At 66.7% G+C, this 23,652-nt stretch carries 25 protein-coding genes; 13 read left to right on the forward strand and 12 right to left on the reverse strand.

The genetic code is table 11. The features are described 5' to 3' along the window. The first annotated feature begins 71 nt into the window (after window positions 1–71). On the forward strand, window positions 72–824 hold the full coding sequence (locus IQ35_RS09690) for an esterase/lipase family protein (protein ID WP_021245363.1): 753 nt from the start codon (window positions 72–74) through the stop codon (window positions 822–824). On the opposite strand, the gene gltX is transcribed toward IQ35_RS09690, so the two are convergent. Together gltX and IQ35_RS09700 are read right to left on the reverse strand one after the other, a co-directional pair. After that, window positions 808–2,142, reverse strand: coding sequence for a glutamate--tRNA ligase (gltX, locus tag IQ35_RS09695; RefSeq protein WP_021245364.1), 1,335 nt, complete (start codon window positions 2,140–2,142; stop codon window positions 808–810). The two genes, IQ35_RS09690 and gltX, sit on opposite strands and share 17 nt — an antisense overlap. Then, window positions 2,139–3,794 (reverse strand): NAD+ synthase, encoded by a 1,656-nt coding sequence (locus IQ35_RS09700; protein ID WP_021245365.1) that lies wholly within the window; start codon window positions 3,792–3,794, stop codon window positions 2,139–2,141. The genes gltX and IQ35_RS09700 overlap by 4 nt, the downstream gene beginning before the upstream one ends. A 118-nt stretch (window positions 3,795–3,912) precedes the next feature. On the opposite strand from IQ35_RS09700, the gene IQ35_RS09705 reads away from it, so the two are divergent. Next, complete coding sequence (locus IQ35_RS09705; RefSeq protein WP_021245366.1) at window positions 3,913–4,848, forward strand: ribose-phosphate pyrophosphokinase; 936 nt, start codon at window positions 3,913–3,915, stop codon at window positions 4,846–4,848. A 24-nt stretch (window positions 4,849–4,872) separates the two neighbouring features. Here the strand turns inward: IQ35_RS09705 and IQ35_RS09710 are convergent, their stop codons facing one another. Together IQ35_RS09710 and IQ35_RS09715 are read right to left on the reverse strand one after the other, a co-directional pair. Next, window positions 4,873–5,106, reverse strand: coding sequence for a hypothetical protein (locus IQ35_RS09710; protein ID WP_145073248.1), 234 nt, complete (start codon window positions 5,104–5,106; stop codon window positions 4,873–4,875). 55 nt (window positions 5,107–5,161) lie between these two features. Then, window positions 5,162–5,590, reverse strand: coding sequence for a VOC family protein (locus tag IQ35_RS09715; RefSeq protein ID WP_021245368.1), 429 nt, complete (start codon window positions 5,588–5,590; stop codon window positions 5,162–5,164). 75 nt (window positions 5,591–5,665) lie between these two features. Here IQ35_RS09715 and hisN point away from each other — a divergent pair, with 75 nt between their 5' ends. Then, window positions 5,666–6,451: a histidinol-phosphatase gene (gene hisN, locus IQ35_RS09720; RefSeq protein ID WP_145072989.1), complete on the forward strand. Its 786-nt coding sequence runs from the start codon at window positions 5,666–5,668 to the stop codon at window positions 6,449–6,451. Between the two features lie 3 nt (window positions 6,452–6,454). Here hisN and IQ35_RS09725 read toward each other — a convergent pair whose 3' ends face one another. Beyond that, window positions 6,455–7,018, reverse strand: a complete 564-nt coding sequence (locus IQ35_RS09725) for an O-acetyl-ADP-ribose deacetylase (protein WP_021245370.1) — start codon at window positions 7,016–7,018, stop codon at window positions 6,455–6,457. A gap of 187 nt (window positions 7,019–7,205) precedes the next feature. On the opposite strand from IQ35_RS09725, the gene rpmI reads away from it, so the two are divergent. From rpmI to pheT, 4 genes are all read left to right on the forward strand, one after another. Beyond that, on the forward strand, window positions 7,206–7,409 hold the full coding sequence (rpmI, locus tag IQ35_RS09730; protein WP_007689506.1) for a 50S ribosomal protein L35: 204 nt from the start codon (window positions 7,206–7,208) through the stop codon (window positions 7,407–7,409). Between the two features lie 12 nt (window positions 7,410–7,421). Beyond that, a complete protein-coding gene (gene rplT / locus IQ35_RS09735) occupies window positions 7,422–7,784 on the forward strand; it encodes a 50S ribosomal protein L20 (RefSeq protein ID WP_021245371.1) in 363 nt (120 codons plus the stop codon). A 168-nt stretch (window positions 7,785–7,952) separates the two neighbouring features. Continuing rightward, window positions 7,953–9,044, forward strand: coding sequence for a phenylalanine--tRNA ligase subunit alpha (gene pheS, locus IQ35_RS09740; RefSeq protein WP_145072992.1), 1,092 nt, complete (start codon window positions 7,953–7,955; stop codon window positions 9,042–9,044). Continuing rightward, complete coding sequence (gene pheT, locus IQ35_RS09745; protein WP_145072995.1) at window positions 9,041–11,431, forward strand: phenylalanine--tRNA ligase subunit beta; 2,391 nt, start codon at window positions 9,041–9,043, stop codon at window positions 11,429–11,431. Before pheS ends, pheT begins: the two co-directional genes overlap by 4 nt. Before the next feature lie 275 nt (window positions 11,432–11,706). On the opposite strand, the gene IQ35_RS09750 is transcribed toward pheT, so the two are convergent. Next, on the reverse strand, window positions 11,707–12,228 hold the full coding sequence (locus IQ35_RS09750; RefSeq protein ID WP_031291344.1) for a hypothetical protein: 522 nt from the start codon (window positions 12,226–12,228) through the stop codon (window positions 11,707–11,709). A gap of 126 nt (window positions 12,229–12,354) precedes the next feature. Between IQ35_RS09750 and IQ35_RS09755 the strand changes: the two genes are divergently transcribed. Together IQ35_RS09755 and IQ35_RS09760 are read left to right on the forward strand one after the other, a co-directional pair. Then, on the forward strand, window positions 12,355–13,236 hold the full coding sequence (locus IQ35_RS09755) for an aldose 1-epimerase family protein (protein ID WP_145072997.1): 882 nt from the start codon (window positions 12,355–12,357) through the stop codon (window positions 13,234–13,236). A 45-nt stretch (window positions 13,237–13,281) separates the two neighbouring features. Further along, window positions 13,282–14,862 (forward strand): peptide chain release factor 3, encoded by a 1,581-nt coding sequence (locus tag IQ35_RS09760; RefSeq protein ID WP_145073000.1) that lies wholly within the window; start codon window positions 13,282–13,284, stop codon window positions 14,860–14,862. 12 nt (window positions 14,863–14,874) lie between these two features. On the opposite strand, the gene metW is transcribed toward IQ35_RS09760, so the two are convergent. Both metW and metX read right to left on the reverse strand, forming a co-directional pair. Continuing rightward, on the reverse strand, window positions 14,875–15,468 hold the full coding sequence (gene metW / locus IQ35_RS09765; protein ID WP_021245378.1) for a methionine biosynthesis protein MetW: 594 nt from the start codon (window positions 15,466–15,468) through the stop codon (window positions 14,875–14,877). Then, complete coding sequence (metX, locus tag IQ35_RS09770; protein ID WP_145073003.1) at window positions 15,465–16,601, reverse strand: homoserine O-acetyltransferase MetX; 1,137 nt, start codon at window positions 16,599–16,601, stop codon at window positions 15,465–15,467. Before metX ends, metW begins: the two co-directional genes overlap by 4 nt. Before the next feature lie 89 nt (window positions 16,602–16,690). On the opposite strand from metX, the gene IQ35_RS09775 reads away from it, so the two are divergent. The 3 genes from IQ35_RS09775 to IQ35_RS09785 all read left to right on the forward strand — a co-directional run bounded on the left by IQ35_RS09775 (window position 16,691) and on the right by IQ35_RS09785 (window position 19,776). Beyond that, entirely contained in the window at window positions 16,691–17,641 is a 951-nt protein-coding gene (locus tag IQ35_RS09775; RefSeq protein WP_145073006.1) for a 2-hydroxyacid dehydrogenase, read from the forward strand. Between the two features lie 130 nt (window positions 17,642–17,771). Then, window positions 17,772–18,869 carry a pyridoxal phosphate-dependent aminotransferase gene (locus tag IQ35_RS09780; RefSeq protein WP_145073009.1) on the forward strand — a complete coding sequence of 366 codons (1,098 nt, stop codon included), beginning with the start codon at window positions 17,772–17,774 and terminating at the stop codon, window positions 18,867–18,869. 1 nt (window position 18,870) lies between these two features. Continuing rightward, the gene (locus tag IQ35_RS09785; RefSeq protein WP_021245382.1) at window positions 18,871–19,776 is read left to right on the forward strand and encodes a prephenate/arogenate dehydrogenase family protein; all 906 of its coding nucleotides are present in this window, start codon (window positions 18,871–18,873) and stop codon (window positions 19,774–19,776) included. Here the strand turns inward: IQ35_RS09785 and IQ35_RS09790 are convergent, their stop codons facing one another. From IQ35_RS09790 to ftsE, 4 genes are read right to left on the reverse strand one after another with little or no spacing between them, the layout of a single operon-like run. Continuing rightward, on the reverse strand, window positions 19,777–20,475 hold the full coding sequence (locus tag IQ35_RS09790; RefSeq protein ID WP_021245383.1) for a lysophospholipid acyltransferase family protein: 699 nt from the start codon (window positions 20,473–20,475) through the stop codon (window positions 19,777–19,779). It lies immediately after the preceding gene. Window positions 20,476–20,479: 4 nt separating this feature from the next. Further along, window positions 20,480–21,010, reverse strand: a complete 531-nt coding sequence (locus tag IQ35_RS09795) for a YdcF family protein (RefSeq protein ID WP_021245384.1) — start codon at window positions 21,008–21,010, stop codon at window positions 20,480–20,482. Continuing rightward, window positions 21,007–21,912: a cell division protein FtsX gene (locus IQ35_RS09800; protein WP_059140328.1), complete on the reverse strand. Its 906-nt coding sequence runs from the start codon at window positions 21,910–21,912 to the stop codon at window positions 21,007–21,009. The genes IQ35_RS09795 and IQ35_RS09800 overlap by 4 nt, the downstream gene beginning before the upstream one ends. Continuing rightward, window positions 21,912–22,622, reverse strand: coding sequence for a cell division ATP-binding protein FtsE (gene ftsE, locus IQ35_RS09805; protein ID WP_031291358.1), 711 nt, complete (start codon window positions 22,620–22,622; stop codon window positions 21,912–21,914). Before ftsE ends, IQ35_RS09800 begins: the two co-directional genes overlap by 1 nt. Before the next feature lie 171 nt (window positions 22,623–22,793). Between ftsE and IQ35_RS09810 the strand changes: the two genes are divergently transcribed. Next, window positions 22,794–23,642 (forward strand): MJ0042-type zinc finger domain-containing protein, encoded by an 849-nt coding sequence (locus tag IQ35_RS09810; RefSeq protein ID WP_145073012.1) that lies wholly within the window; start codon window positions 22,794–22,796, stop codon window positions 23,640–23,642. Window positions 23,643–23,652 lie beyond the last annotated feature (10 nt).

A 23,652-nucleotide genomic window follows, 5' to 3' on the forward strand; every position in this document is an offset into this window, starting at 1 on the left:
CCCGTGGACGTCCGGCGCGTTTGTCACGAGAATGTCACCTTTGCCCTTGGGGCTACAAGGATATCATTGTCGTGCCGCCTTATGCCGATGCCATTGCGACTTTCTGGAAGGACCGGTTCGCCGGTCGCCCGAAAGCTGCGGCGCGCCCGCCGATCCAGCATCTGCTCGGCAATGCGTCGCTGCCTTTCGACATCGCCCGCACGCGCAAGAGCCGGCTTGACCTCGCCCGCTCCATCAGGGGGGATGGGCGGCATGTGCTGCTGATCCCCGGCCTGATGGCGGGAGAACAACGGATGGAGCCGTTGCGCGATGTGCTGAATGCCGCCGGGTTCGACGCGCATGGCTGGGGGCTGGGCCGCAATCTGGGGCCGCGGATCGACAGCCTGGAGCAGATCGACCGCCAGGTCGATGCCATTCGCCGGTCGAGCGGCGGGCAGGTGACGCTGGTGGGGTGGAGCCTGGGCGGCCTCTTCGCGCGCGAATATGCGAAGTTCGCGGCGCACAAGGTCGGCGGCGTGGTGACGATGGGCACGCCCTTTTCCGGCGATCCGCGCGCCAATCATGCCTGGCGGCTCTATCAGTTCGTGTCGGGCCATTCCGTCGATTGCCCGCCCTTCGCCTGCCGCCGCGAGGAAAAGCCGCCGGTGCCGACCGTGGCGCTATGGTCGCCGCGCGACGGCGTGATCCTGCCCGAATGCGCGAAGGGCCGGAAGGGAGAGCGCGACCGCGCGATAAAGGTCGATTGCACCCATATGGGCCTTGCCGCTTCGCCCGAAGGCATATTGGCGGTGGGCCGCGCGCTGGAGGCTATGCGCGCGAACTGAGCCGCGCCAACGCCGCATCCTTCCCGATCAGCGAGAGCATGCCGGCCATGTCCGGGCCGTGATCCATGCCCGTCAGCGCCCGGCGCAACGGCAGGAACAGCGCCTTGCCCTTGCGCCCCATCTCCGCCTTGAGCGCATCGGTCAGCGCGCGCCATTCGCCGCCGTCGAAGGGGATGTCCGCGAGCAGGCGGTGGGCGGCGGACAGGAAATCGCGATCCTCCGCCGCCGGTTCGGGCGCGTCGAAGGGGCCGGTGACGATCCGCCACCAGTCGGCGGCCTGTGCGACCGTTTCCAGATTGGGGCGGATCGCGTCCCACGCCGCTTCGCCCATGCCGTCGGGCAGGCGGCCGGCCACCGCCGCATAGGGGAGCATATGGACGATCTTCTGATTGAGGCTCGCCAGTTCGCCCTCGTCGAAGCGCGCGGGGGCGCGGCCGAAATGGGCGAAGTCAAAGCTGTCAATCAGGGGCCGCACATCGGCGAAGGGTTCGATGGCCACGCTGCTGCCAAGGCGGGCGAGCAGGGAGAGGACGGCCATCGGCTCCAGCCCCATCTCGCGGAAATGCGCGACCCCCAGCGATCCGAGGCGCTTGGAAAGCTTTCCCTCGCTGCCGGTCAGCAACGCCTCGTGGGCGAAGGCGGGGAGCGGCGCGCGCAGGGCTGCGAACATCTGTATCTGCGTCGCGGTGTTGGAGACATGATCCTCGCCGCGCAACACATGGGTGACGCCCATGGCGATGTCGTCGATCACCGACGGCAGCATATAGAGCCATGACCCGTCCGCCCGGCGGATGACGGGATCGGATAGCAATTTCGGATCGAACCGCTGCTCGCCCCGGATCAGGTCGGTCCAGACGATGGGCTGCTCATGATCCAGCTTGAAGCGCCAATGCGGCTTGCGCCCCTCCGCCTCATGGGCCGCGATCTCCTCCGCCGTCAGGCTGAGGGCCGCGCGGTCGTAAACAGGCGGCAGGCCGCGCCCCAACAGGACCTTGCGGCGCAGTTCCAGTTCCTGGCTCGTCTCATAGGCAGGATAGACATGGCCCGATGCTTTCAGCGCCTCGAACTGCTCCTCATAAAGGGCGAAGCGGTCGGACTGGCGCGCTTCATGGTCCCATGCGAGGCCGAGCCATTGGAGGTCGGCGCGGATGGCGTCGGCATATTCCGGGCGCGAGCGTTCGAGATCCGTGTCGTCCAGGCGCAGCAGGAACTTGCCGCCGCTCTTGCGCGCCCACAGCCAGTTGTGAAGCGCCGCGCGGATATTGCCGACATGGAGATGGCCGGTCGGCGACGGCGCGAAACGGGTGATGACAGTCATAGGGTCCGGAAAGCATTGGTGATCGGATAGCGGCGGTCGCGGCCGAAATTGCGGATGCCGAGCTTCACGCCCGGAGGCGCCTGACGCCGCTTATATTCCGCGATGTAGAGCAGCCGTTCGATCCGCGCCACGGTGTCGCGGTCGAAACCCCGCGCGGCCAGTTGCTCGACCGACAGTTCCTCCTCGACCAGACCGTAAAGGATGGGGTCCAGCACCTCATAGGGCGGCAGGCTGTCTTCATCCTTCTGATTCTCGCGCAGTTCGGCGGTGGGCGGCTTGGAGATGACGCGTTCGGGCATCACCGGACCGGAAGGGCCGAGGCCGAGCGAGGGCACATTGTCGTTCCGCCAGCGCGAAAGGTCGAACACCGTGGTCTTGTAGGCGTCCTTCAGCACCGAATAGCCGCCGGCCATGTCGCCATAGATGGTGGCGTAGCCGACCGACATCTCGCTCTTGTTGCCGGTGGTGAGCAGCATGTGGCCGAATTTGTTGGACAGCGCCATCAACGTGACGCCGCGGATGCGCGACTGGATATTCTCCTCGGTCAGGTCGCGCTGACGGCCTTCGAACATGCCGGCGAGCATCGCATCGAAAGCGCCTATCCCCGGTTCGATGGGAATGGTGTCATACCGCACGCCCAGCAGGCGGGCACATTCCATGCCATCGTCCAGGCTTTCCTGACCGGTGAAGCGCGAGGGCATCATCACGCACCACACCCGGTCCGCGCCCAGCGCGTCGACGGCGACGGCGGCGGAGAGGGCCGAATCGATGCCGCCCGACAGGCCCAGCACCACGCCGGGAAAGCGGTTGCGGTTCACATAGTCGCGCAGGCCCAGCACCATGGCGTTATAGATGTCGGCCGGGCGCGGGTCGAGTTCATGCCGCTCGCCGGGAAGGCAGACCCACTGACCGTCCCATTTCTCCCATGTGGTGAGGACGAGTGATTCCTCCCAGTCCACAAGCTGATGCGCGATGGAGAGGTCCGCGTTCATGACGAAGGACGCGCCGTCGAACACCAGTTCGTCTTGTCCGCCGACACGGTTCACATAGGCGAGCGGCAATCCCGTTTCGCGCACCCGCGTTCCGGCGACGGCGTTGATCCGGCGGTCGTCCTTGTCGATTTCATAAGGGCTGCCATTGGGACTGATGAGGATTTCCGCCCCTTCCGCCTTGAGATGCGCCGTGACGAAGGGAAACCAGATATCCTCGCAGATCGGGACGCCCAGCCTGATGCCGCGAAATTCGATCGGCGCGGGCAGCGGCCCCGGCGCGAACAGGCGCTTTTCATCGAACGTCCCATAATTGGGCAGCTCGCGCTTCTGCCGGATGGCCGTGACCGCGCCATTTTCGAGCAGCGCCACGACATTGAACAGCACGCCCTGAGAGGCAGCCACCGTGCCCACCAGCATCGCCGGGCCGCCGTCCGCCGTCGCGCGGGCCAGCCGGTCCAGTTCATGATTGGCGCGGTCGACCAGCGCGGGTTTCAGCACCAGATCCTCGGGCGGATAGCCGATAAGCTGCAATTCGGGATAGACGATCAGGTCCGCGCCCGCCGCCCTTTCCCGCCATTCCAGCATGGCGTCGGCATTGGCCGCAAGGCCGCCCATGGACTGCGTCATCTGGGCCAGGGCGATCACGAGTTTGTCGGTCATGGCCCGGCCCTAAAGCATTTTATCGCAAGGCGCAAAAGCGCCTTTCCACCGGGGACATGCGCCGCTAAAGGGGCCTCGATTTCCGCTATCGTCATCATTCCGTCACGGGGTTTTCGCCATGAAGCTGATGTCCGGCAATTCCAACAAGCCGCTGGCAGCCGCCATCGCCGACTATATCGAGATTCCGCTGACCGACGCCAGCGTCCGCCGCTTCGCCGACGAAGAGGTTTTCGTGGAAATCCACGAGAATGTCCGCGGCGAAGACGTGTTCGTGCTGCAATCCACCAGCTATCCGACCAACGACAATCTGATGGAGCTTCTCATCATGGTCGATGCGCTGAAACGCGCCTCGGCCAAGCGAATCACGGCGGTCGTCCCCTATTTCGGCTATGCCCGGCAGGACCGTAAGCCCGGCCCGCGCACCCCGATCTCGGCCAAGCTGGTCGCGAACCTCATCACCACGGCGGGCGCCAACCGCGTCCTGTCCGTCGATCTGCACGCGGGGCAGATCCAGGGCTTCTTCGACATTCCGACCGACAACCTGTTCGGCGCGCCGGTCATGTCGGCCGACATTCAGGCGCGCTTCGGCGACCGCAACCTGATGGTCGTGTCGCCCGACGTAGGCGGCGTGGTGCGCGCCCGCGCGCTCGCCAAGCGGCTCGACAACGCCCCCCTCGCCATCGTCGACAAGCGGCGCGAGCGCGCGGGCGAATCGGAAGTCATGAACATCATCGGCGACGTGAAGGGCCGCTTCTGCGTGCTGATCGACGATATCGTCGATTCGGCGGGCACGCTCTGCAACGCCGCCGCCGCGCTCAAGGAAGCGGGAGCCGAGGAGGTCGTCGCCTATGTGACCCACGGCGTGCTGTCGGGCGGCGCGGTGGCGCGCGTCGAAGCGTCGGCGCTCACGGAGCTGGTCATCACCGATTCGATCCAGGGCACGGACGCCGTGTGCAATGCCGCCCGCGTCCGCCACCTGCCCATCGCCCCTCTGCTGGGCGAGGCGATCAAGCGCATCGCTGACGAAAGCTCGGTTTCCAGCCTGTTCGACTGATCGAAAAGTCGCGCCGCGCGACTTTCAGGCGGGCAGCAGGATCACCGGCGCGCTGAAGATCAGAATGAGCGCGACGGCGATCCGTTGACCGCGCGAAATGCCGAGCGGACTGTCGCGCCAGACCATCGGGCAGGCAAGCGCCGCCATCGCCAGCAGCAATGCCGACAAGGCGCCCGATCCGCCGACCGGCATATCCTGCCGCAGCGCCAGTCCCGCGAACAGGAAGACGAAACTCAATATCCAGCCGATCAGCGCCACCTGCGCCTCCCTTTGCATTGCGGGGCCAGGCTAGCGCGATGAGGTTACGGAAGCCCTAAACCACGCCCTCCCAGGGATCGTAGCTGCCGAAGCTCCACACATTGCCTTCCGGATCGAGCGCGGTATAGCCGCGCCCCGGATAGCCGTCATTATCCTGCGGCTCCTGCACCACGACCGCACCGGCATTGCGGGCATGGAGGCAATGGGCGTCGGGATCGGGCACCACGACATAGACGCAGCCGGTCACCCCGCCCAGATCGCGCGCCGTCGACCAGGTGTAGAGCGATTCGCCCTCTATGTCCTTGACGCTGCCCAGCATCACCATGCCCCCGTTCAGCACCAGTTGCGCGTGATGGATGATGTTGGGATCGTCGGCGTCGTCATAAATGGCGTGGCGCTCGAAGCCGAAGGCTTCGCACAGGAAGTCGATGGCGGCGGGCGCGTCCGTATAGCGCAGGCACGGAATGACGGGGGAACCGGGCATCTTGTCCTCCTCTGGCGGGACTCGTCTGTCGCATCAGCCTAGCGCGAAGCCTGCTTTGCCGCTAGGCGGGAGCGCATGACGACCCGCGACGACCTGACCCTCGCCCACCGCCTTGCCGACGCCGCCGGCGACGCCATCCGTCCCTTCTTCCGCGCGCGCTTCGACCTGGAGTTCAAGTCGGACAAGTCGCCCGTCACCGAAGCGGACAAGGCCGCCGAAGCCGCGATCCGCGCCATATTGGAAAAGGAACGCCCCGGCGACGGCATCATCGGAGAGGAATATGGCGCAACCCGCGAGGATGCGGAGCGGGTGTGGATACTCGACCCCATCGACGGCACGCGCAGCTTCGTGGCGGGGCGGCCGATCTTTGGCACGCTGATCGCGTTGACGCAGGCGGGGTGGCCCACCGTCGGCATCATCGACCAGCCGATCGCCAAGGAACGCTGGGCCGGGATGATGGGTCAGCCCACGACCTTCAACGGCAAGTCCGTCAGGACACGCGCCTGCCGGTCGCTGGAAGAAGCCATCGTCGCCAGCACCGGGCCGCAATATTTCCCCGGCTGCACCGGCGAGCATTTCTCGCGTCTCGCCGGACAATGCCGGGACACGGTTTGGGGCGGCGACTGCTATAATTACGCCCTCGTCGCGTCGGGCCATGTCGATATCGTGGTCGAGGCGGGATTGAAACTGCACGATATCGCTGCGCTCGTCCCCGTGGTGGAGGGCGCGGGCGGGCGCATGTGCGACTGGACGGGCGAACCGATCGATGCGCAGAGCGACGGGCGCGTCATCGCGGCGGGCGACCCCGCGCGCGTGGACGACATTATCGAAGCGCTCGCGCAGGGGCATGAGGGCCACTGACCCTCAATAGCGAGGCCCGGTCACGTCCCGTACCGCCGCGTCGAACACCGCCGCCGTCGGCTCATCGAAACAGACGAACATGATGTGCCGGAAGGAATCGGGCGTCGCATGGAGTTCGTCATGCACCGTCCGGGCCGCAATCCGCGCTGCTTCCTCCTTCGGAAAGCCGTGCGCACCCGTTGAGATCGCGGGAAAAGCCAGGGAACGCAGCCCATGCTCCCGCGCCAGATGGAACACCGAGCGATAGCAGGACGCAAGCAGGCGGGCTTCATCCTCATCCCCGCCCTGCCACACCGGACCGACAGTATGGATCACATGGCGCGCGGGCAGGCGATAGCCGCCGGTGATTCTCGCCTCGCCGACGGGGCATTCGCCCAGCGTGCGGCATTCGGCCAGCAGATCCGGCCCCGCCGCCCGATGGATCGCACCATCCACGCCGCCCCCACCCTGGAGAGAGCCATTGGCCGCATTGACGATAGCGTCCACTTCGCAGCGGGTGATGTCGTCGGTCAGCACGCTCCAGCGCGACCAGCCGACCCTGTGGATGTGCATGTCCTCTTCCGACATCCGCCTGCTCCTCATCTGCCGCGCCCGGCAGCGACGACCGCGGATCGGGCAAGGCATTCCGAATCGCCTTGCCTTCCCGGCGCCTTGTCATTATGGCGCGCCTTTCGCGATATTTAAGGAAGGACTGCCCGGCTAAAAAGGGCTGCCGTGGCCGTCCGAGATCGTCGCGCTGAAAAAGGAGACGAAAATGCCCAAGCTCAAGACCAAGAGCGGTGTGAAGAAGCGCTTCAAGTTCACCGCTTCCGGCAAGGTCAAGCACGGCGTCGCTGGCAAGCGTCACCGGCTAATCAGCCACAATGCGAAATATATCCGCCAGAATCGCGGTACGTCGGTCATGTCCGATGCCGATGTGGCTCATGTGCGCCTCTGGGCGCCCTACGGCCTCAAGTAAGGAGCAGGGCACATGGCACGCGTAAAACGTGGCACGACCACCAAGGCGAAGCACAAGAGGATTCTGGAACAGGCGAAGGGCTATTATGGCCGTCGCAAGAACACGATCCGCATTGCTCGTCAGGCCGTCGAAAAGGCCGGCCAGTACGCCTATCGCGACCGCAAGGTGAAGAAGCGGTCCTTCCGTGGCCTCTGGATCCAGCGCATCAACGCCGGCGTCCGCGCGGAAGGTCTGACCTATTCGCAGTTCATGCACGGCCTGAAGCTGGCCGGCGTGGAACTGGACCGCAAGGTCCTGGCCGACATCGCGATGCACGAAGGCGAGGCGTTCAGCGCCATCATCGCCCAGGCAAAGGCTGCGCTGCCCGCGGCCTGAACCAGTCGATCATCCGATCGCAAAAAGGGCGCCGAGGCAGATGCTTCCGGCGCCCTTTTGTTTTGGGAAGGGCCGGGGCGCATTGCTGGGCGCGCGCCTGACCCTTTTCTTGCCGCCCCAGCCCCGCTAAGGCGCGGGCACGTTCAGCCATATGGCTATGGGAAGATCATGACGGAAATCAGCGCACTCAAAGCGGGCCTGCTGGCCGATATCGACAATGCCGACACGCTGGAAGCCGTCGAGGCGCTGCGTGTCGGCGCCATGGGCAAGAACGGCGTGGTGACAGGCCTGCTCAAGACGCTGGGTTCCATGTCGCCGGAGGAACGGCTGGAGAAAGGCCCCCCGATCCAGGATCTGCGCGAATCCGTGACCGCCGCCTTGGCCGAGAAGAAAGCGGCGCTGGAGCAGGCGGCGCTCGACGCGCGGCTGGCGTCGGAGCGGATCGACATGACCCTGCCCGCCGACATCGGGCCGCAGGGGTCGGTGCATCCCGTATCGCAGGTGATGGACGAACTGGCGGAGATTTTCGCGGACCTCGGCTTTTCCGTCGCGACCGGGCCGGAGATCGAGGACGACTGGCATAATTTCACCGCGCTCAACATTCCCGAGACGCATCCGGCGCGGGCGATGCACGACACTTTCTATTTCCCTGATGCGCCCGACGGGACGAAGATGCTGCTTCGCACCCACACATCCCCGGTGCAGATCCGCACGATGACGGCCACGCCGCCGCCGATCCGCATCATCGCGCCGGGCCGCGTCTACCGCAGCGACAGCGACGCGACGCACACGCCGATGTTCCACCAGATCGAAGGGCTGGTGATCGACAAGGGCATCACGCTGGGCCACCTCAAATGGACGCTGGAGACGTTCCTCAAGGCATTCTTCGAGCGCGAGGATATCGTGCTGCGCCTGCGCCCCAGCTATTTCCCCTTCACCGAACCGTCGGTGGAGGTCGATGTCGGCTATACGCTGATGAACGGCCAGCGGGTGATCGGCGGCGACGGCAATGCGCCGGACGGCGGCTGGCTGGAAGTGCTGGGCAGCGGCATGGTCCATCGCCGGGTGATCGAAGCCTGCGGACTCGACCCCGATGAATGGCAGGGCTTCGCCTTCGGCACCGGCGTCGATCGGCTGGCGATGCTCAAATATGGGATGAACGACTTGCGCGCTTTCTTCGACGGCGATCTGCGCTGGCTGCGGCACTATGGATTTTCCGCGCTGGATGTCCCCACGCTGAGCGGAGGAGTGGGCGCATGAAGTTCACCCTTTCCTGGCTCAAGACGCATCTGGATACCGATGCGGACCTGTCCGCCATACTCAAGACGCTGAACGACATCGGCCTTGAGGTCGAGGATGTGGAGAACCCGGCGGAAAAGCTTGGCGCGTTCCGCATCGCGAAAGTGCTGACCGCCGAGCGCCATCCGCAGGCCGACAAGTTGCAGGTGCTGACCGTAGATCAGGGCGACGGGCACCCCTTGCAGGTGGTCTGCGGCGCGCCCAATGCGCGGGCCGGGCTGGTCGGCGTGTTCGGCGTCGAAGGCGCAGTGGTGCCGGTCAATGGCATGGTGCTGAAAAAGACCGCCATTCGCGGGGTCGAATCGAACGGCATGATGTGCTCCTTCCGCGAGCTGGAACTGGGCGAGGATCATGACGGCATCATCGAGCTGGCCGGAGATGCGCCGGTGGGGCAGGTCTATGCCGAATGGGCGGGGCTTGATGACCCGGTAATCGATGTGAGCATCACGCCCAACCGCCAGGACTGCATGGGCGTGCGCGGGATTGCGCGCGATCTGGCGGCGGCGGGGCTGGGGACGATGAAGCCGCTCGCCATTCCGGTGGTCGAGGGTTCAGGGCCCGGGCCGGACGTGCGGACGGACGATGTCGAGGGCTGTCCCGCCTTCTTCGCCCGGACCGTTCGTGGCATAGCCAACGGCCGGTCGCCCGAATGGATGGCGCGGCGGCTGAAAGCGGTGGGGCAAAAGCCCATCAGCACGCTGGTCGACATCACCAACTATGTGATGATTGATCTGGGACGACCGCTGCACGTCTACGACATGGCGACGCTGAAAGGCGGACTTGTCGCGCGCAAGGGCAAGGCGGGTGAGGAAGTGCTGGCGCTCAACGGCAAGACCTACGCCGTGGACGAGACGATGACGGTCATCGCCGACGATGCGGCGGTGCATGACATTGGCGGCATCATGGGGGGCGAACATTCGGGCGCCACCGATGCCACGACCGATGTGCTGATCGAATGCGCCTGGTTCACGCCGGAGCGGATCGCCGTCACGGGGCAGAAACTGGGCCTCACCAGCGATGCGCGCGGGCGGTTCGAGCGCGGGGTCGATCCGGCTTTCCTCGACGATGGGCTGTCCATTGCGACCGATCTGGTGGTGAAGCTGTGCGGCGGGACGCCCAGCGAACCGACACGCGCGGGGACGCCGCCGCTTGCGCCTCGCACGATCTCCTACGACCCGGCGCAATGCCTTGCGCTGGCGGGCGTGGATGTCGCGGCGGACGAGCAGCAGCGCATTCTTGAAAGCCTGGGCTTCGGCGTGGCCGGAGAGGCGGGCGCGTGGACGATCACCGTGCCGACATGGCGGCGCGACGTGGACGGCTGGCCCGACATCGTCGAGGAAGTCGTGCGGATCGTGGGGCTGGACAAGGTGCCCTCCACGCCCCTGCCCCGCGCGCCGGGCGTGGCGCGGCCGACCGCGACCGCCGAACAGATGGTCGAGCGCCGCGTGCGCCGCACCGCCGCCGCACGGGGGCTGGCCGAAGCGATCAACTGGTCGTTCCTCTCCGAAAAGGAAGCCGCATCCGTGGGCGGCGGCGACTGGACGCTGGCCAACCCCATTTCCGAAGAGCTGAAGGTCATGCGGCCGTCTCTGCTGCCCGGCCTGCTGTCGGCCACGCGGCGCAACATGGATCGCGGCGCGGCCTCCGTGCGGCTGTTCGAGCTGGGGCGGCGCTATTTCACCGGCCAGAAGGATGGAAGCTGGGAACGCGCCACCGTCGGCTTCGTGCTGGCGGGCGAAAAGACGCCCCGCGGCTGGCAGACGGGCAAGGCGCAGCCGTTCGGCGCGCATGACGCAAAGGCCGAAGTGACCGCCCTGCTCGCCGCCGCCGGCGCGCCCGTCGCGAACCTGCAAAGCTTCGGCGAAGCGTCGGGCGCTTATCATCCCGGCCAGTCGGGCACGTTGCGGCTTGGCCCCAAGACGGTGCTGGCCGAATATGGCGTGCTGCACCCCAGCCTCGCCAGGCTGTTCGGGCTGACTGGCACAGTCGTCGCGGGCGAGATCTTTCTCGACGCGATCCCGGCGAAGCGCAGGACGGGCTTCATGCGCGCGCCCTATGCGCCGCCCGCGCTGCAAGCGGTGAAGCGCGACTTCGCCTTCCTCGTCCCGCAGGCGCTGGAAGCCGATGCGCTGGTCCGCGCCGTGCGGGGCGCGGACAAGAAGGCCATTGTCGAGGCGCGGCTGTTCGATATGTTCGTCGGGCCGGGCGTGGAGGAAGGGCACAAGTCGCTCGCCGTCGAAGTGACGTTGCAGCCGGGCGAAAAGAGCTTCTCTCAGGAAGAGCTGGACGCGATCAGCAGCGCAGTGGTGAAGGCGGCGGAGAAGCTGGGCGGGACGTTGCGGGGATAGGGATGCATGCGCCTGCGACCCGGAGCATAGGCGGTTATGGTGCCTGCAAATCGCTGCGCTGGATGGCGTTTCGGGTGGTTTTCGGACGTTGCAGCATCCCCTCTTCCGTCATGCCAGCGAAAGCTGGCATCTCTCTTCTTCGTAGGCGCAACCAAGCCTAAATGAGATCCCGGGTTTCGCTGGGATGACGGGCATTGAATGGCGGAAAATGGCCGAAACCAATCATCGCAAAGCCGCGAACCACACAGCCGCCAAGATGCAAGGAGGAACGCCGCCTATTTGCGGTCCTTCTCTTCCTTGGGCGGGGGTGGGGGCACGGTTGCCGTGATCTTGCATCCCTTAGCCACCGCCATGCCGCGCAGATAGCCGCGCCGCGCGATACCCGCCGCTACAGCCGCTTCCAGCCGCCGTTCGGCCGGGGCCGCGCCGCTAACCTCGCGGACCAGCCCCCGGAAGGGGATCAGCGCGTTGACGATCGTCTTGCCCACCGCTTCGGCGATCTTGCCGGTGCGGTTTTCATTTTCCTGCCGGTCGGCGACGAAATCCGCCCCTAAGGCGCCGTTCAGTTCCGTCATGTCGGCATTGAGCGCCGTGCAGGTGCGGGAACCCGGCGGCGCATAAGGATATTCGACCGCCCTTTGCAGCACTTCGGGAATCTTGTCCTTGTCCAGGCCGACGTCGCGCACTGGCTGGGTGGCGATCTGACCGGCCTTGTTGAGCGTGTCGTCCTTCTTTTCCTGCGCGGAGGCAGGGGCGGCGAGCGCAAGGAAAAGCGCAGCCGTTCCAATCATCTTCATCATGCATGTCTCCCTGCAAAGAGAACAAAAGCAAAGTCGAATCGGTTCCGTTTCGAAATGCTTCATCGCACCGGCAGACAGGGGGACACCCACCGGCTATGCAACCGGGCATAGCAGGAGAAGCCCATGACGGAACAGTTGGTGAGCATCGGTTCGGACAGGCTGCGCGCCGCCATCCACCCCCTAGGCGCGGAACTATGGTCGCTGACGGACGCGGAGGGGGGCGCGCTGATGACGGACGCCGATCCACGCTGGTGGACGGGCCACGCGCCGCTGCTCTTTCCCTTTGTCGGGCGATCGCGGGGCGATGCCTGGCGGCTGGACGGGGACGAATATCCCATGCCGCAGCACGGCTTTGCGCGGCACAGGCATTTTGCGCAGGTGGAACGGACGGAGGAGGGCGCAACCTTCCGGCTGGAAGCGGACGCGCAGACGCGGGCGGCCTATCCGTTCGATTTCCGGCTCGACATGGGATTTGCGGTGGAGGGCGCATCGCTCCGCATGACGGCGACGGTCACGAACCGGGGCGGGGCGGACATGCCCTTTTCCTTCGGCTATCATCCGGCCTTCGCCTGGCCCCTGCCCTATGGCGGCGGCGTCGAGGACCATCGCATCGTCTTCGAGAAAGCCGAACCCGCGCCAATCCGCAAGGTCGGGCATGAACCCGGCCTGATCGGGCGGGACGGCGTCGCCTCGCCGGTGAAGGGCGACACGCTCGCGCCGACCCATGCGATGTTCGAAGGGGACGCGCTGATCTGGGACCGGCTGGAAAGCCGCAGCCTGATCTGGGGCGTGCCGGGACGCAGGCGGTTGAAGATCGACTTTCCCGACACGCCATGGCTGGGCCTGTGGCAGAAGCCGGGCGCGCATTATCTGTGCGTCGAACCGTGGGCGGGGATGGCCGATCCGGTCGGTTTTACCGGCGACGTGTGGGACAAGCCGGGGATCATGCGCCTTGCCCCCGGCGCATCTCGGCAGTTCCGAATGGACGTGGCGCTGGTGGATTGAGAGCGCGTCTGGCGCGGGCGGCAATTTTCGCTATAGGGGCAGCCCATGACGACACCTTCCCGCCGCACCTTCGCGATCATTTCCCACCCCGACGCCGGCAAGACCACGCTGACGGAAAAGCTGCTGCTGGAAGGCGGCGCGATCCATCTGGCGGGCGAAGTGAAAGCGCGCGGCGCGAACCGGCGCGCCCGGTCCGACTGGATGAAGATCGAACAGCAGCGCGGCATTTCCGTGACGTCTTCGGTCATGACGTTCGAGCGGCCGGACAGGGACGGGAACATCGTCACCTTCAACCTGCTCGACACGCCGGGGCACGAGGATTTCTCCGAGGATACCTATCGCACGCTGACGGCGGTGGATTCGGCGGTGATGGTGATCGACGCCGCCAAGGGGATCGAGCCGCAGACCCGCAAGCTGTTCGAGGTGTGCCGCCTGCGGAACGTGCCCATCATCACCTTCATCAACAAGGTGGACCGGGAGGGACGCGACCCCTTCGCCCTGCTGGATGAGGTTGCAGATGCGCTGGCGCTGGACGTGTGCCCGATGAGCTGGCCGGTCGGCATGGGCGGGACATTCGAGGGGATTTACGACTTTGCGAAGAACCGCCTGCGCCAGCCCACCGGGCCGAGCAAGGAGTTCGAGGGCAAGGAGGTCTTTGTCGAGGGCCTGCGCGACGATGCCCTTGCGGAGCATCTGTCTGCGGAGGGACTGGAAAAGCTGCGCGAGGAAGCCGAATTGGCCGTGGGCGGCTATGCCGATTTCGATCTGGCGGCCTATCGCCATGGCGATTTGACCCCCGTTTATTTCGGATCGGCGCTCAAGCTGTTCGGTGTCAACGAACTGATCGACGCGCTCAGCCAGCACGCGCCGCCGCCCCGCGCCCAGCCCGCCGAGCCCGCGCCGGTGGAGCCGGAGGACAGCGAAGTCACCGGATTCATCTTCAAGGTGCAGGCCAATATGGACCCGCAGCATCGCGACCGCATCGCCTTCATGCGGTTGTGCTCCGGCAAGTTCCGGCGGGGCATGAAGCTGACACCTTCGGGCAGCGGCAAGCCGATCGCGGTCCATTCGCCGATCCTCTTCTTCGCGCAGGACCGGGAAATCGCGGACGAAGCCTTTCCGGGCGACATCATCGGCATTCCCAATCACGGGACGCTGCGGGTGGGGGATACACTGTCGGAGAAGGCAGGCGTGCGCTTCACCGGCCTGCCCAATTTCGCGCCGGAAATATTGCGGCGCGTGGCGCTCAAGGACCCGACCAAGACCAAGCAGCTTCGCAAGGCGCTGGACGACCTTTCCGAAGAAGGCGTGATCCAGGTTTTCTATCCTGAAATCGGCAGCGCGTGGAGCGTGGGCGTGGTGGGGCAGCTCCAGCTCGACGTGCTGATCTCGCGGCTGGAGGCGGAATATAAGGTCGCCGCCATGCTGGAACCCTCGCCCTTCGACACGGCGCGCTGGATTTCGGGGAGCGACGCCGCGATCAGGGAACTGGTGTCGTTCAACGGCGCGAACATGGCCCGGGACCGCGACGGCAACCTCGTCTTCATGGCGAAAAGCGCGTGGGACGTCAGCTATCAGCAGGAACGCCACCCCGACGTGAAGTTCAGCGCGACCCGGGAGCGCTGACCCTCCACGCGGCTATTTCCGCAGCAGGAACACCGCATGTTCGGCGAACAGGTTCGCGTTCGCATGAGTGGTTTCCTTGTCGCCTTTCAGGAACCACTGGCCGTCGATGGCCCAGCCCCGTTCCTTCACCAGCGCGCGGAAATCGTCGACCGTCACATGGTGGATGTTGAGCGTGTCATACCATGTGTCGGGCAATAGCCGCGTCACCGGCATCCGCCCGCCCCACATCAGCGACAGCCGCCCGCGCCAATGCGCGAAATTGGGGAAGGAGACGAACGCCTGCTTGCCGATCCGCAGCAATTCCTCGACCACGCGGTCGGGCCGGCGGGTCGTTTGCAGGGTCTGGCTCAGGATCGCATAGTCGAAGCTCTGGTCGGGATAATAGGCCAGGTCGATGTCCGCGTCGCCCTGCACCACCGACAGGCCGCGCCCCACGGCCGAGGCGACATTGCCGCCGTCGATCTCCAGCCCGCGCGCATCCACCTGCTTGGCATCGCGCAGCGCCGCCATCAGCGCGCCCTCACCGCAACCCACGTCCAGCACGCGCGCGCCCACCGTCACCGTGCGGGCGATCAGGGCCAGATCGGGGCGCAGAGGCGCGCTCACGCCCGGCCGCCTTTCAGGAAACCGTCCACCACCCGGTTGAGTTCGGGACATTCGAGCAGGAAGGCGTCATGGCCGAAGGGGCTGGATAGTTCCACGAAACTCGCCTTGGCGCCCGAGGCATGGAGCGCATGGACGATCACGCGCGATTCCGCCGTGGGATAAAGCCAGTCCGTATCGAAGCTGACGAGGCAGAAACGCGCCCGGCTGGCGGTGAAGGCGCGGGCCAGCGATCCGCCATGATCCTCCGCAATGTCATAATAATCCATGGCGCGGGTGATGTAGAGATAGCTGTTCGCGTCGAACCGCTCGACAAAGCTCAATCCCTGATGGCGCAGATAGCTTTCCACCTGGAAATCGGCGTCGAAACCGAAGGTCTTGGCATTCCGCCCTTGCAGACGGCGGCCGAATTTCTCGGTGAGGCCCGCTTCGGACAGATAGGTGATGTGCGCGGCCATGCGGGCGACCGCCAGCCCCGCGCCGGGCGTCACGCCGTCCGCATAATAATCGCCGCCGCGCCAGTTGGGATCGGCCATGATCGCCTGCCGCCCGACTTCGTGGAAGGCGATGTTCTGGGCGCTGTGACGCGCCGTGGACGCGATCACGATGCAGCTTTCCACCCGGTCGGGAAAGAGCGTCGGCCAGGTGAGCGCCTGCATCCCGCCCATCGATCCGCCGATAACGGTCGCGAGCCGATCCACGCCCAGATGGTCGAGCAGCATCGCCTGCGCCCGCACCATGTCGGCGATGGTGATGACCGGGAAGCGCATCGCATAAGGCTCTCCGGTCGCCGGGTCGATGCTGGCCGGGCCGCTGGAGCCGAGGCAGGAGCCAATGACGTTCGCGCAGACGATGAAATGCCGCGCCGGATCGATGGGCTTCCCTTCGCCCACCAGCCGCCACCACCAGCCCGGCTTGCCCGTCACCGGATGTTCGGACGCGACATATTGATCCATCGTCAGCGCATGGCAGATCAGGATGGCGTTGGAGCGGTCCGCGTTCATCGCGCCATAGGTTTCATAGGCGATGTCCACCGGACCCAGCATCGCCCCGCTGTCCAGCCGCAAGGGACCGGTCAGGCGCACCTGCCGGCGAAGGCCGAAACGGCTGTCTTCATGCGGGGGGATGGTCGCCATGGTCCTGGCGCTAAGCCGCGGGTCCGGCGCTGTCAAATGCAAAGCGGCATGGCTGGATACCGCCTTCAAGTGCCGCTAGGGAAAGGGCCATGACCGATCATCGCGCCATTCCCGTCATCGCCTATGGTCCGCTTTCCGATTATCTGATGGCGGGCCTGAAAAGCCGCTTTCATGTGCTGGAAGTGGCCGCCGATGCCGATCCGGCGGCGCTCGACCCTGCGGTAAAGGACGCCCGCGCGCTGGTGAGCTTCGGCGCGGTGGGCGCGGGCGCGGCGATCATGGACGCGCTGCCCCGGCTGGAAATGATCGGGCTGTTTTCGGTGGGCTATGACAAGGTGGACGTGGACCATGCCCGCGCCAAGGGCATCCGCGTCAGCAACACGCCCGACGTGCTGACCGACGATGTGGCGGACCTGGCCGTCGGTCTGCTGTTCGCCACGGCGCGGAACATCGCGGCCTATGACCGCATGGTGCGATCGGGCGCATGGGCGCGGGGCGAAGCCGTGCCGCTCTCCGCCCGCGTGACCGGACGGCGGATCGGCATATTGGGGCTGGGCCGCATCGGCCGCGCCATCGCCGCGCGGCTGGAGCCGGTGGCGGGCGAAATCCTCTACCACAACCGCCGCCCGCAGGCGGACACGCATTATCGCTATGTCGCCGACCGGATCGACTTCGCACGGCAGAGCGACGTCATCATGGTGGCGACCTCCGGCGGGGCGGAGACGAGGAGGCTGGTCGACGCGGAAATGCTGGAGGCGCTTGGCCCCAAAGGCGTCATCGTCAATATCAGCCGGGGCAGCGTGATCGACGAGGACGCGCTGGTCGCTGCTCTGACGGACCGGCGCATCGCGGGCGCGGGACTGGACGTGTTCGCCAACGAACCGCATGTGCCGGAGGCGCTGTTCGCCATGGATCAGGTCGTGCTGCAACCCCATCAGGGCAGCGCCACGGTCGAAACGCGGCAGGCCATGGCCGATCTGGTGCTTGCCAATCTGGACGCCTGGGCTTCGGGGCGGCCCTTGGTGACGCCTGTCGCCTGACGCTTGGCTTGCAAGGGGTGCGGGTTTGGGTGGGAAGCGGCCTGCCTGCCCTCCCCCAAGGGAAAAGGAGGCGAATTTCCGCACTGGCAGATGCTTCCATCCGGCTCGAAATCGCTCTAAAGCCCCGGCCATGACACACCCTGCTCCCAAGGAATGGATTCTCGGCATTTCCGCTTATGTGCCGGGCAAGGCCATGTCCGATGATGGCCGCCCGCTCATCAAGCTGTCCGCCAATGAAAATCCGCTGGGGACGAGCGCAGCCGCGCATTCGGCGCTGGTTGCCGCTTCGGCGGATCTCGCCACCTATCCCGATCCCGCCGCGACGAAGCTGCGCGAGGCGATCGCGCGGGTGCATGGGCTGGACCCGGCGCGGGTCGTCTACGGCACCGGATCGGACGAGCTGCTGCATCTCGCCGCCAGCGGCTATGCCGGGCCGGGCGATGAGGTGCTCTATGTCCGATACGGCTTTGCGGTCTACGACATTGCGGCGCGGCGCGTGGGCGCGACGCCGGTGGTGGCGCCGGACGCCGACTATGCAACCGATGTGGATGCGCTGCTCGCCCATGTGACGGAGCGGACGAAGGTCGTTTTCCTCGCCAACCCCAATAATCCGACCGGCACCATGACCCCGCGCGCGGAAATCGCGCGCCTGCACGCCGGGCTGCGCCCCGACATATTGCTGGTGCTGGATCAGGCCTATGCCGAATATCTGGACGCGGATGAGGATGATGGCGGGCTGGAGCTGGCGAAAACCGCTCCCAATGTGCTCGTCACCCGGACTTTTTCCAAAATCCATGGCCTTGCCGCCGAGCGTATCGGCTGGGGCTATGCCAGCGCGGACGTAGTGGACATCCTCCACCGCATCCGGGGGCCGTTCAACGTCACCACCGCCGGACAGGCGGCGGCGGCGGCGGCCGTGCAGGATATGGCCTGGGTCGAAGCCAGCCGGGCGCACAACAGCCGCTGGCGCGCATGGCTGGCGGGCGAAGTCACCGCCCTGTCCAACCACGGCCTGCGCGCCGTGCCGAGCAAGGCGAACTTCCTGCTCATCCTGTTCGATGGCAGGTTGAGCGCGCAGGCCGCGATGCAGGGGCTGATGGACGAAGGGTTCGCGACCCGCTGGCTCGCCGGGCAGGATCTGGCCAACGGCCTTCGCATCACCATCGGCACCGAAGAACAGGTCCGGGCGGTCGCCGCGAAGCTGCGCGCCATGGCGGAAGCGGCCTGATATGCTGCCTTTTTCGCGCGTCACCGTCATCGGCCTTGGCCTGATCGGTTCGTCGCTCGCGCGGGCGATCCGGCAATATATGCCGACCGTGCGTGTGACGGGGCATGACGCCGATCCGCAGGTGCGGGAAATCGCGCGCGCCATCGACCTGTGCGACGATGTTACCGACACAGCGGGCGCGGCAGTGACGGACGCCGATCTGGTGGTGCTGTGCGTGCCGGTCCGGGCCATGGGCGCGGCGGCGGCGGACTTTGCCGACGACCTGCCCGCCGACGCCATCGTCAGCGACGTGGGATCGTGCAAGGCCGATGTGCTGGCGCAGCTCAGCGCCGCGCTGCCGGGGCGCGCGATCATTCCCGCGCATCCGGTCGCGGGGACGGAAAATAGCGGGCCGGAAGCGGGCTTCGCCACGCTGTTCCAGGGCCGCTGGTGCATCGTCACCCCGCCCGCCGGCGCCGACCCAGCGGCGGTCGAGCGTGTTTCTGAGCTATGGCGGCGGATCGGCGCGGATGTGGAAACGATGGAACCCGCGCATCACGATCTGGTGCTGGCGGTGACGAGTCATCTGCCGCACCTGATCGCTTACACCATCGTCGGCACGGCCAGCGATCTGGAGAATGTGACCCAGTCCGAAGTCATCAAATATTCAGCGGGCGGCTTTCGCGATTTCACCCGCATCGCGGCGTCCGATCCGACGATGTGGCGCGACGTGTTTCTCGCCAACAAGGATGCGGTGCTGGAAATGCTGCAACGCTTTTCGGAGGATTTGTCGGCGTTGCAGCGGGCGATCCGCTGGGATGACGGCGACGCGCTGTTCAACCTCTTCACCCGCACCCGCGCCATCCGCCGCTCGATCATCGAACAGGGACAGGACGATCCCAAGCCCGATTTCGGGCGCAAGCACTGATCAACCCGACCGCCAATTCAATGCATTGATCGCGGCATGGACCCGCGCTTCGGCCTCCTTGCGGTCGAGGCCGGGCGGCACGACTTCCCCTATCTTGTAGGTGATAACGCCCGCGCGCTTGAGGAAATGCCCGCGCGGCGACAGGCGGCCGCTGTCGACCGCGATCGGCACCACCGGCAGGCCCAGCACGGCGTAAAGCCCCGCGAATCCGGCCCGCAACGGCGGGGCTTCGCCATGGGGGACACGGGTGCCTTCTGGAAAGAGGCAGATCGGGCGCCCCTGCGCGTTCGCCTTCCTCGCGGCGGCGCGCAGAGCGCGCAGGGCGCTCGCCCCCGCGCTGCGCTCCACCGGCAGCAGGCCATAGTCGCGCGCCAGCCCGCCCCAGAGCGGTATGTCGAGCAGTTCGCGCTTCGCCGCGATGGCGGGACGGTCGAACAGGCACAGGAGGTCGATCGTCTCGAACATGGATTCATGCTTGACGATGTAAAGATATTGTCCGTGCGGCAGGTCGCCCTCCACCCGCACCTTCTGCCCCAGCAGCCAGCGCGCGCAGCCGCGATGGAAGCGGCTCCACCCCGTCGCGACGGGCAGCACGGCGCTGGGCACCACCCAATGCGCGACCAGCGCCGTCAGCACGAAGCCCACCGACAGGCCGTAGAAGGCGATCAGATAGGCAAGGGATCGGATCGCGGTCAGCATCGCTTCAGATACCGATCAGCGCCGCCGCGCGCCGCAGCAGATATTTATTATACTCCCGCGCCAGCATTGTGAGGCTGGGGCGGCTGGGCACCGCGTCGTAGACGATGGTGACGCGCCCCGGCAGCGCCTGCCGCAGCTCCAGCGCGGAGCGGCGCATATGCCAGTCCGTCGTGATGAGCCGCACGGTGCGATAGTCGCGCCGCTCCAGCCAGCGCGCTGTTTCAATGGCGTTGGAGCGCGTGTCGATCGCTTCCCGGCCCAGGGTGATGCAGCAGGCGAAGAGCGTTTCGGGCGCCTTATATTCCGCCGCCAGCTCCACCGGGCGCACGGAGCGGTCGACGCCGGAGATCAGCATCCGCTTGGCCGCGCCTTCCTGCAACAGCGCCAGTCCCCGGTCGATCCGCCCCGCGCCGCCGGTCAGCACGACGATAGCGTCGGTCGGCCTGCCGTCCAGCGGCTGCGGCAGGAAGATCGCGAACCAGGCGAAGCCCAGCATCCACGCGAGGATCGACAGGGCGACAAGCCGCACGATCACAGCAACCGCCCCAGCGACCGCAGCACCGTCCAGCGCGCCGCCAGCATGGCGAGCAGAACTCCACCCAGCGGCAGCGCGGCGAGCACGGCCCAGCCGCTCCACGGCAGGCGCACCGCGCCCAGCAAGTCCGATCCCGTCGCGATCAGCCGCCCGCCCAGCAACAGGATGACGCAGGCCGCCACGACAAAGCCCAGCAGGCTGCCCAGCATCGCGTCGAGCGCGATGCGCCGCTGGAACAGGCGTGCGATCTGCACATCGGTCGCACCCATCAGGTGCAGCACTTCGATGGTGCCGCGATGGCTGTCATGCGCCCCGCGCGCTGCCAGCACCACCACCGCCCCAGTCGCCAGCGCCATCAGCAGCACGATCCCCGCCGCCAGCCAGCCCAGCGCCGACAACAGCCCGGCGAGCGGCAGCAGGAAAGCGGCATGGGGTTCGACCCGGATCTTGGGCGACAGGCCCGCCATCAGGCGGCGCAGGCGCTCCACCTTCGCGTCGGCACCGCCCGGCGTCAGCGTCACGTCGATCAGCGCCGGGATGGGCAGGTCGCCGCTCGACGCCTCCTCCCCCAGCCATGGGCGCAATTGATCGACAAGCGTCGCGGGATCGACCGGCCGGACGCCCGCCACGCCGTCGGCCCCGCGCAGCGCCTGCGCCGCGCGCCTGCCGAGTGCGTCGCGCGCCTCCACATTCGCCTCCACGATCTGCACCGTCGCCCGGCCCGCAAGGTCCGCGCTCATCGAACGCACCGCCGCGCCCAGCCCCAATCCGGCGGCGGCGGCGAGCACCGTCAGGAACATCATGATCGCGATGATCCACGGCATCGGCCCGGCCACCCGCCCTTCGGGCAGCAGGCGATGACGCGCGGCCGCCGCCGCGCGCCGATCCGCGACGCCCGCCATCAGGCGCTCCCCCGCGAGCGCGGCGGATAGCGCAGCGCGCCGGTCGGGTCGGCCAGCCGCCCCTTGTCCAGCCGCATCATCTGCGCGCCCGTCACCTGCCCCATCAGCGGCAGGTCGTGGGTTGCGACGACGACGGTGGTGCCCAGGCGATTGAGCGCCTCGAACAGGGTCATGAGGCGGCTCGCCATGTCGGCGTCGACATTGCCGGTCGGCTCGTCCGCCACCAATATCTCAGGCCGCGCGATCACGGCGCGGGCGATGGCGACGCGCTGCTGCTCCCCGCCCGAAAGGGTCGCGGGCCGCGCCTGTCCCCGGTCGCCCAGGCCCACCCAGTTCAGCATCTCGCTGACCGGCGCGTCGACTTCTGCCTCCTCCATGCCTGCGACGCGCAGGGGCAGGGCGATATTGTCATAGACCGACAGATGCGGGACCAGACGGAAATCCTGGAAGACGACGCCGATGCGGCGGCGGAATCCAGGGAGCCGCTTGCGGGGCAGCGTCACCACATCCTCGCCGAACAGGCGGATGACGCCCCGGCTGGGCCGCTGGGCCAGATAGAGCAGTTTCAGCAGCGACGTCTTGCCCGCGCCCGACGCGCCGGTCAGGAAATAGAAGCCGCCGCCATGCAGCGAAAAGCTGACATCGGACAGCGTCTCGCTATCCAGCCCATAGCGCAGGCCGACATTTTCGAACTGGACGATGGCCGACATGATCGTAAAAACCGGCGCTCGCGCGCTCCCTTCTGCCCCTGACATGCAGCCATGGCACAGCGGGCGGCCCGCCGTAAAGCCCGCGCCGCGCAACCGCGCGAGTCGCATGTCCTGCGCATCGTCCGATTTTGACCGCTTGCGTGCGAGTCCAAGCCATGGCTATGAAGCGAAATGATCCTGCTGTGCCCCAATTGCGCGACGCGTTATATCGTGCCGGACAGCGCCGTCGGCCCGAACGGCCGCCAGGTCCGCTGCGCCGCCTGCAAGCATAGCTGGTTTCAGGAAGGCCCCGCCCTGCCGACGCGGGAGGACGCGCCCATGGCGCCCGCGCCGCGTGAAGAACCGGCGGCCCCGCCTTCGCCCCCTCCCCCGTCCGTCGCCGTCCCCGCGCCGCCGGAGCCGGAGGCCGTGGAGGAGGAGGCCCCCGCCGCTCCGGCAGCAATGGAGGACGCCGCGCAGGACGAAGAAGCGGATGCGCCGCAACCTCCCCCGCCTGCCTTCGCACCGCCGGACAATCGTTTCGACCATATCTATGAAGGCGCGCCCGCCGAAGCCGCCGATCGGAGCCGCTTCGACGCCGCGCCGCCCTTCAAGCCGCGCCGCAACCCGCTCAAGCGCGCGACCTATGCCGCCGTCGCCTTCTGCCTGATCGTCGCGGCGGCGGGCGGCGCGCTCTATCGTTTCGGCGCGCCGAGCTGGGCCGTGAGCCTGGGCCTCGCGCCCGATGAGGGCGATCCCGACCTGCTCTTCTATCTCTCCAAGCCCGCCGAACGGCGCAAACTCCCCACCGGCGAGGAATATTTCGCCTTTGGCGCGCGGATCGTGAACAGCGGCAAGCAGGCCCTCCCGGTGCCGCCGGTGCTGGTGCAGTTGCGCGACCGGCAGAACCGCCTCGTCTTCAGCTGGACGACCAAGGCGGACAAGGCGAAGCTCAAGCCCGGCGAGGAAGCGTCGATCAACGAAAGCCGGATCGACATCCCCAAAAACGCGGAAAACCTGTCGCTGACGTTCGTCCAGTAAAGACCGGCCG

Source organism: Sphingobium wenxiniae, assembly GCF_007830065.1.
GTDB classification, from domain to species: Bacteria; Pseudomonadota; Alphaproteobacteria; order Sphingomonadales; family Sphingomonadaceae; genus Sphingobium; species Sphingobium wenxiniae.

Bases quoted from the DNA above. Each gene is read 5' to 3' on its own strand.
- gltX (WP_021245364.1), bottom strand. From the start codon at position 2,142: ATGACTGTCATCACCCGTTTCGCGCCGTCGCCGACCGGCCATCTCCAT.
- IQ35_RS09700 (WP_021245365.1), bottom strand. From the start codon at position 3,794: ATGACCGACAAACTCGTGATCGCCCTGGCCCAGATGACGCAGTCCATG.
- IQ35_RS09705 (WP_021245366.1), top strand. From the start codon at position 3,913: ATGAAGCTGATGTCCGGCAATTCCAACAAGCCGCTGGCAGCCGCCATC.
- IQ35_RS09715 (WP_021245368.1), bottom strand. From the start codon at position 5,590: ATGCCCGGTTCCCCCGTCATTCCGTGCCTGCGCTATACGGACGCGCCC.
- hisN (WP_145072989.1), top strand. From the start codon at position 5,666: ATGACGACCCGCGACGACCTGACCCTCGCCCACCGCCTTGCCGACGCC.
- IQ35_RS09725 (WP_021245370.1), bottom strand. From the start codon at position 7,018: ATGTCGGAAGAGGACATGCACATCCACAGGGTCGGCTGGTCGCGCTGG.
- rpmI (WP_007689506.1), top strand. From the start codon at position 7,206: ATGCCCAAGCTCAAGACCAAGAGCGGTGTGAAGAAGCGCTTCAAGTTC.
- rplT (WP_021245371.1), top strand. From the start codon at position 7,422: ATGGCACGCGTAAAACGTGGCACGACCACCAAGGCGAAGCACAAGAGG.
- pheS (WP_145072992.1), top strand. From the start codon at position 7,953: ATGACGGAAATCAGCGCACTCAAAGCGGGCCTGCTGGCCGATATCGAC.
- pheT (WP_145072995.1), top strand. From the start codon at position 9,041: ATGAAGTTCACCCTTTCCTGGCTCAAGACGCATCTGGATACCGATGCG.
- IQ35_RS09750 (WP_031291344.1), bottom strand. From the start codon at position 12,228: ATGAAGATGATTGGAACGGCTGCGCTTTTCCTTGCGCTCGCCGCCCCT.
- IQ35_RS09755 (WP_145072997.1), top strand. From the start codon at position 12,355: ATGACGGAACAGTTGGTGAGCATCGGTTCGGACAGGCTGCGCGCCGCC.
- IQ35_RS09760 (WP_145073000.1), top strand. From the start codon at position 13,282: ATGACGACACCTTCCCGCCGCACCTTCGCGATCATTTCCCACCCCGAC.
- metX (WP_145073003.1), bottom strand. From the start codon at position 16,601: ATGGCGACCATCCCCCCGCATGAAGACAGCCGTTTCGGCCTTCGCCGG.
- IQ35_RS09775 (WP_145073006.1), top strand. From the start codon at position 16,691: ATGACCGATCATCGCGCCATTCCCGTCATCGCCTATGGTCCGCTTTCC.
- IQ35_RS09780 (WP_145073009.1), top strand. From the start codon at position 17,772: ATGACACACCCTGCTCCCAAGGAATGGATTCTCGGCATTTCCGCTTAT.
- IQ35_RS09785 (WP_021245382.1), top strand. From the start codon at position 18,871: ATGCTGCCTTTTTCGCGCGTCACCGTCATCGGCCTTGGCCTGATCGGT.
- IQ35_RS09790 (WP_021245383.1), bottom strand. From the start codon at position 20,475: ATGCTGACCGCGATCCGATCCCTTGCCTATCTGATCGCCTTCTACGGC.
- IQ35_RS09800 (WP_059140328.1), bottom strand. From the start codon at position 21,912: ATGGCGGGCGTCGCGGATCGGCGCGCGGCGGCGGCCGCGCGTCATCGC.
- ftsE (WP_031291358.1), bottom strand. From the start codon at position 22,622: ATGTCGGCCATCGTCCAGTTCGAAAATGTCGGCCTGCGCTATGGGCTG.
- IQ35_RS09810 (WP_145073012.1), top strand. From the start codon at position 22,794: ATGATCCTGCTGTGCCCCAATTGCGCGACGCGTTATATCGTGCCGGAC.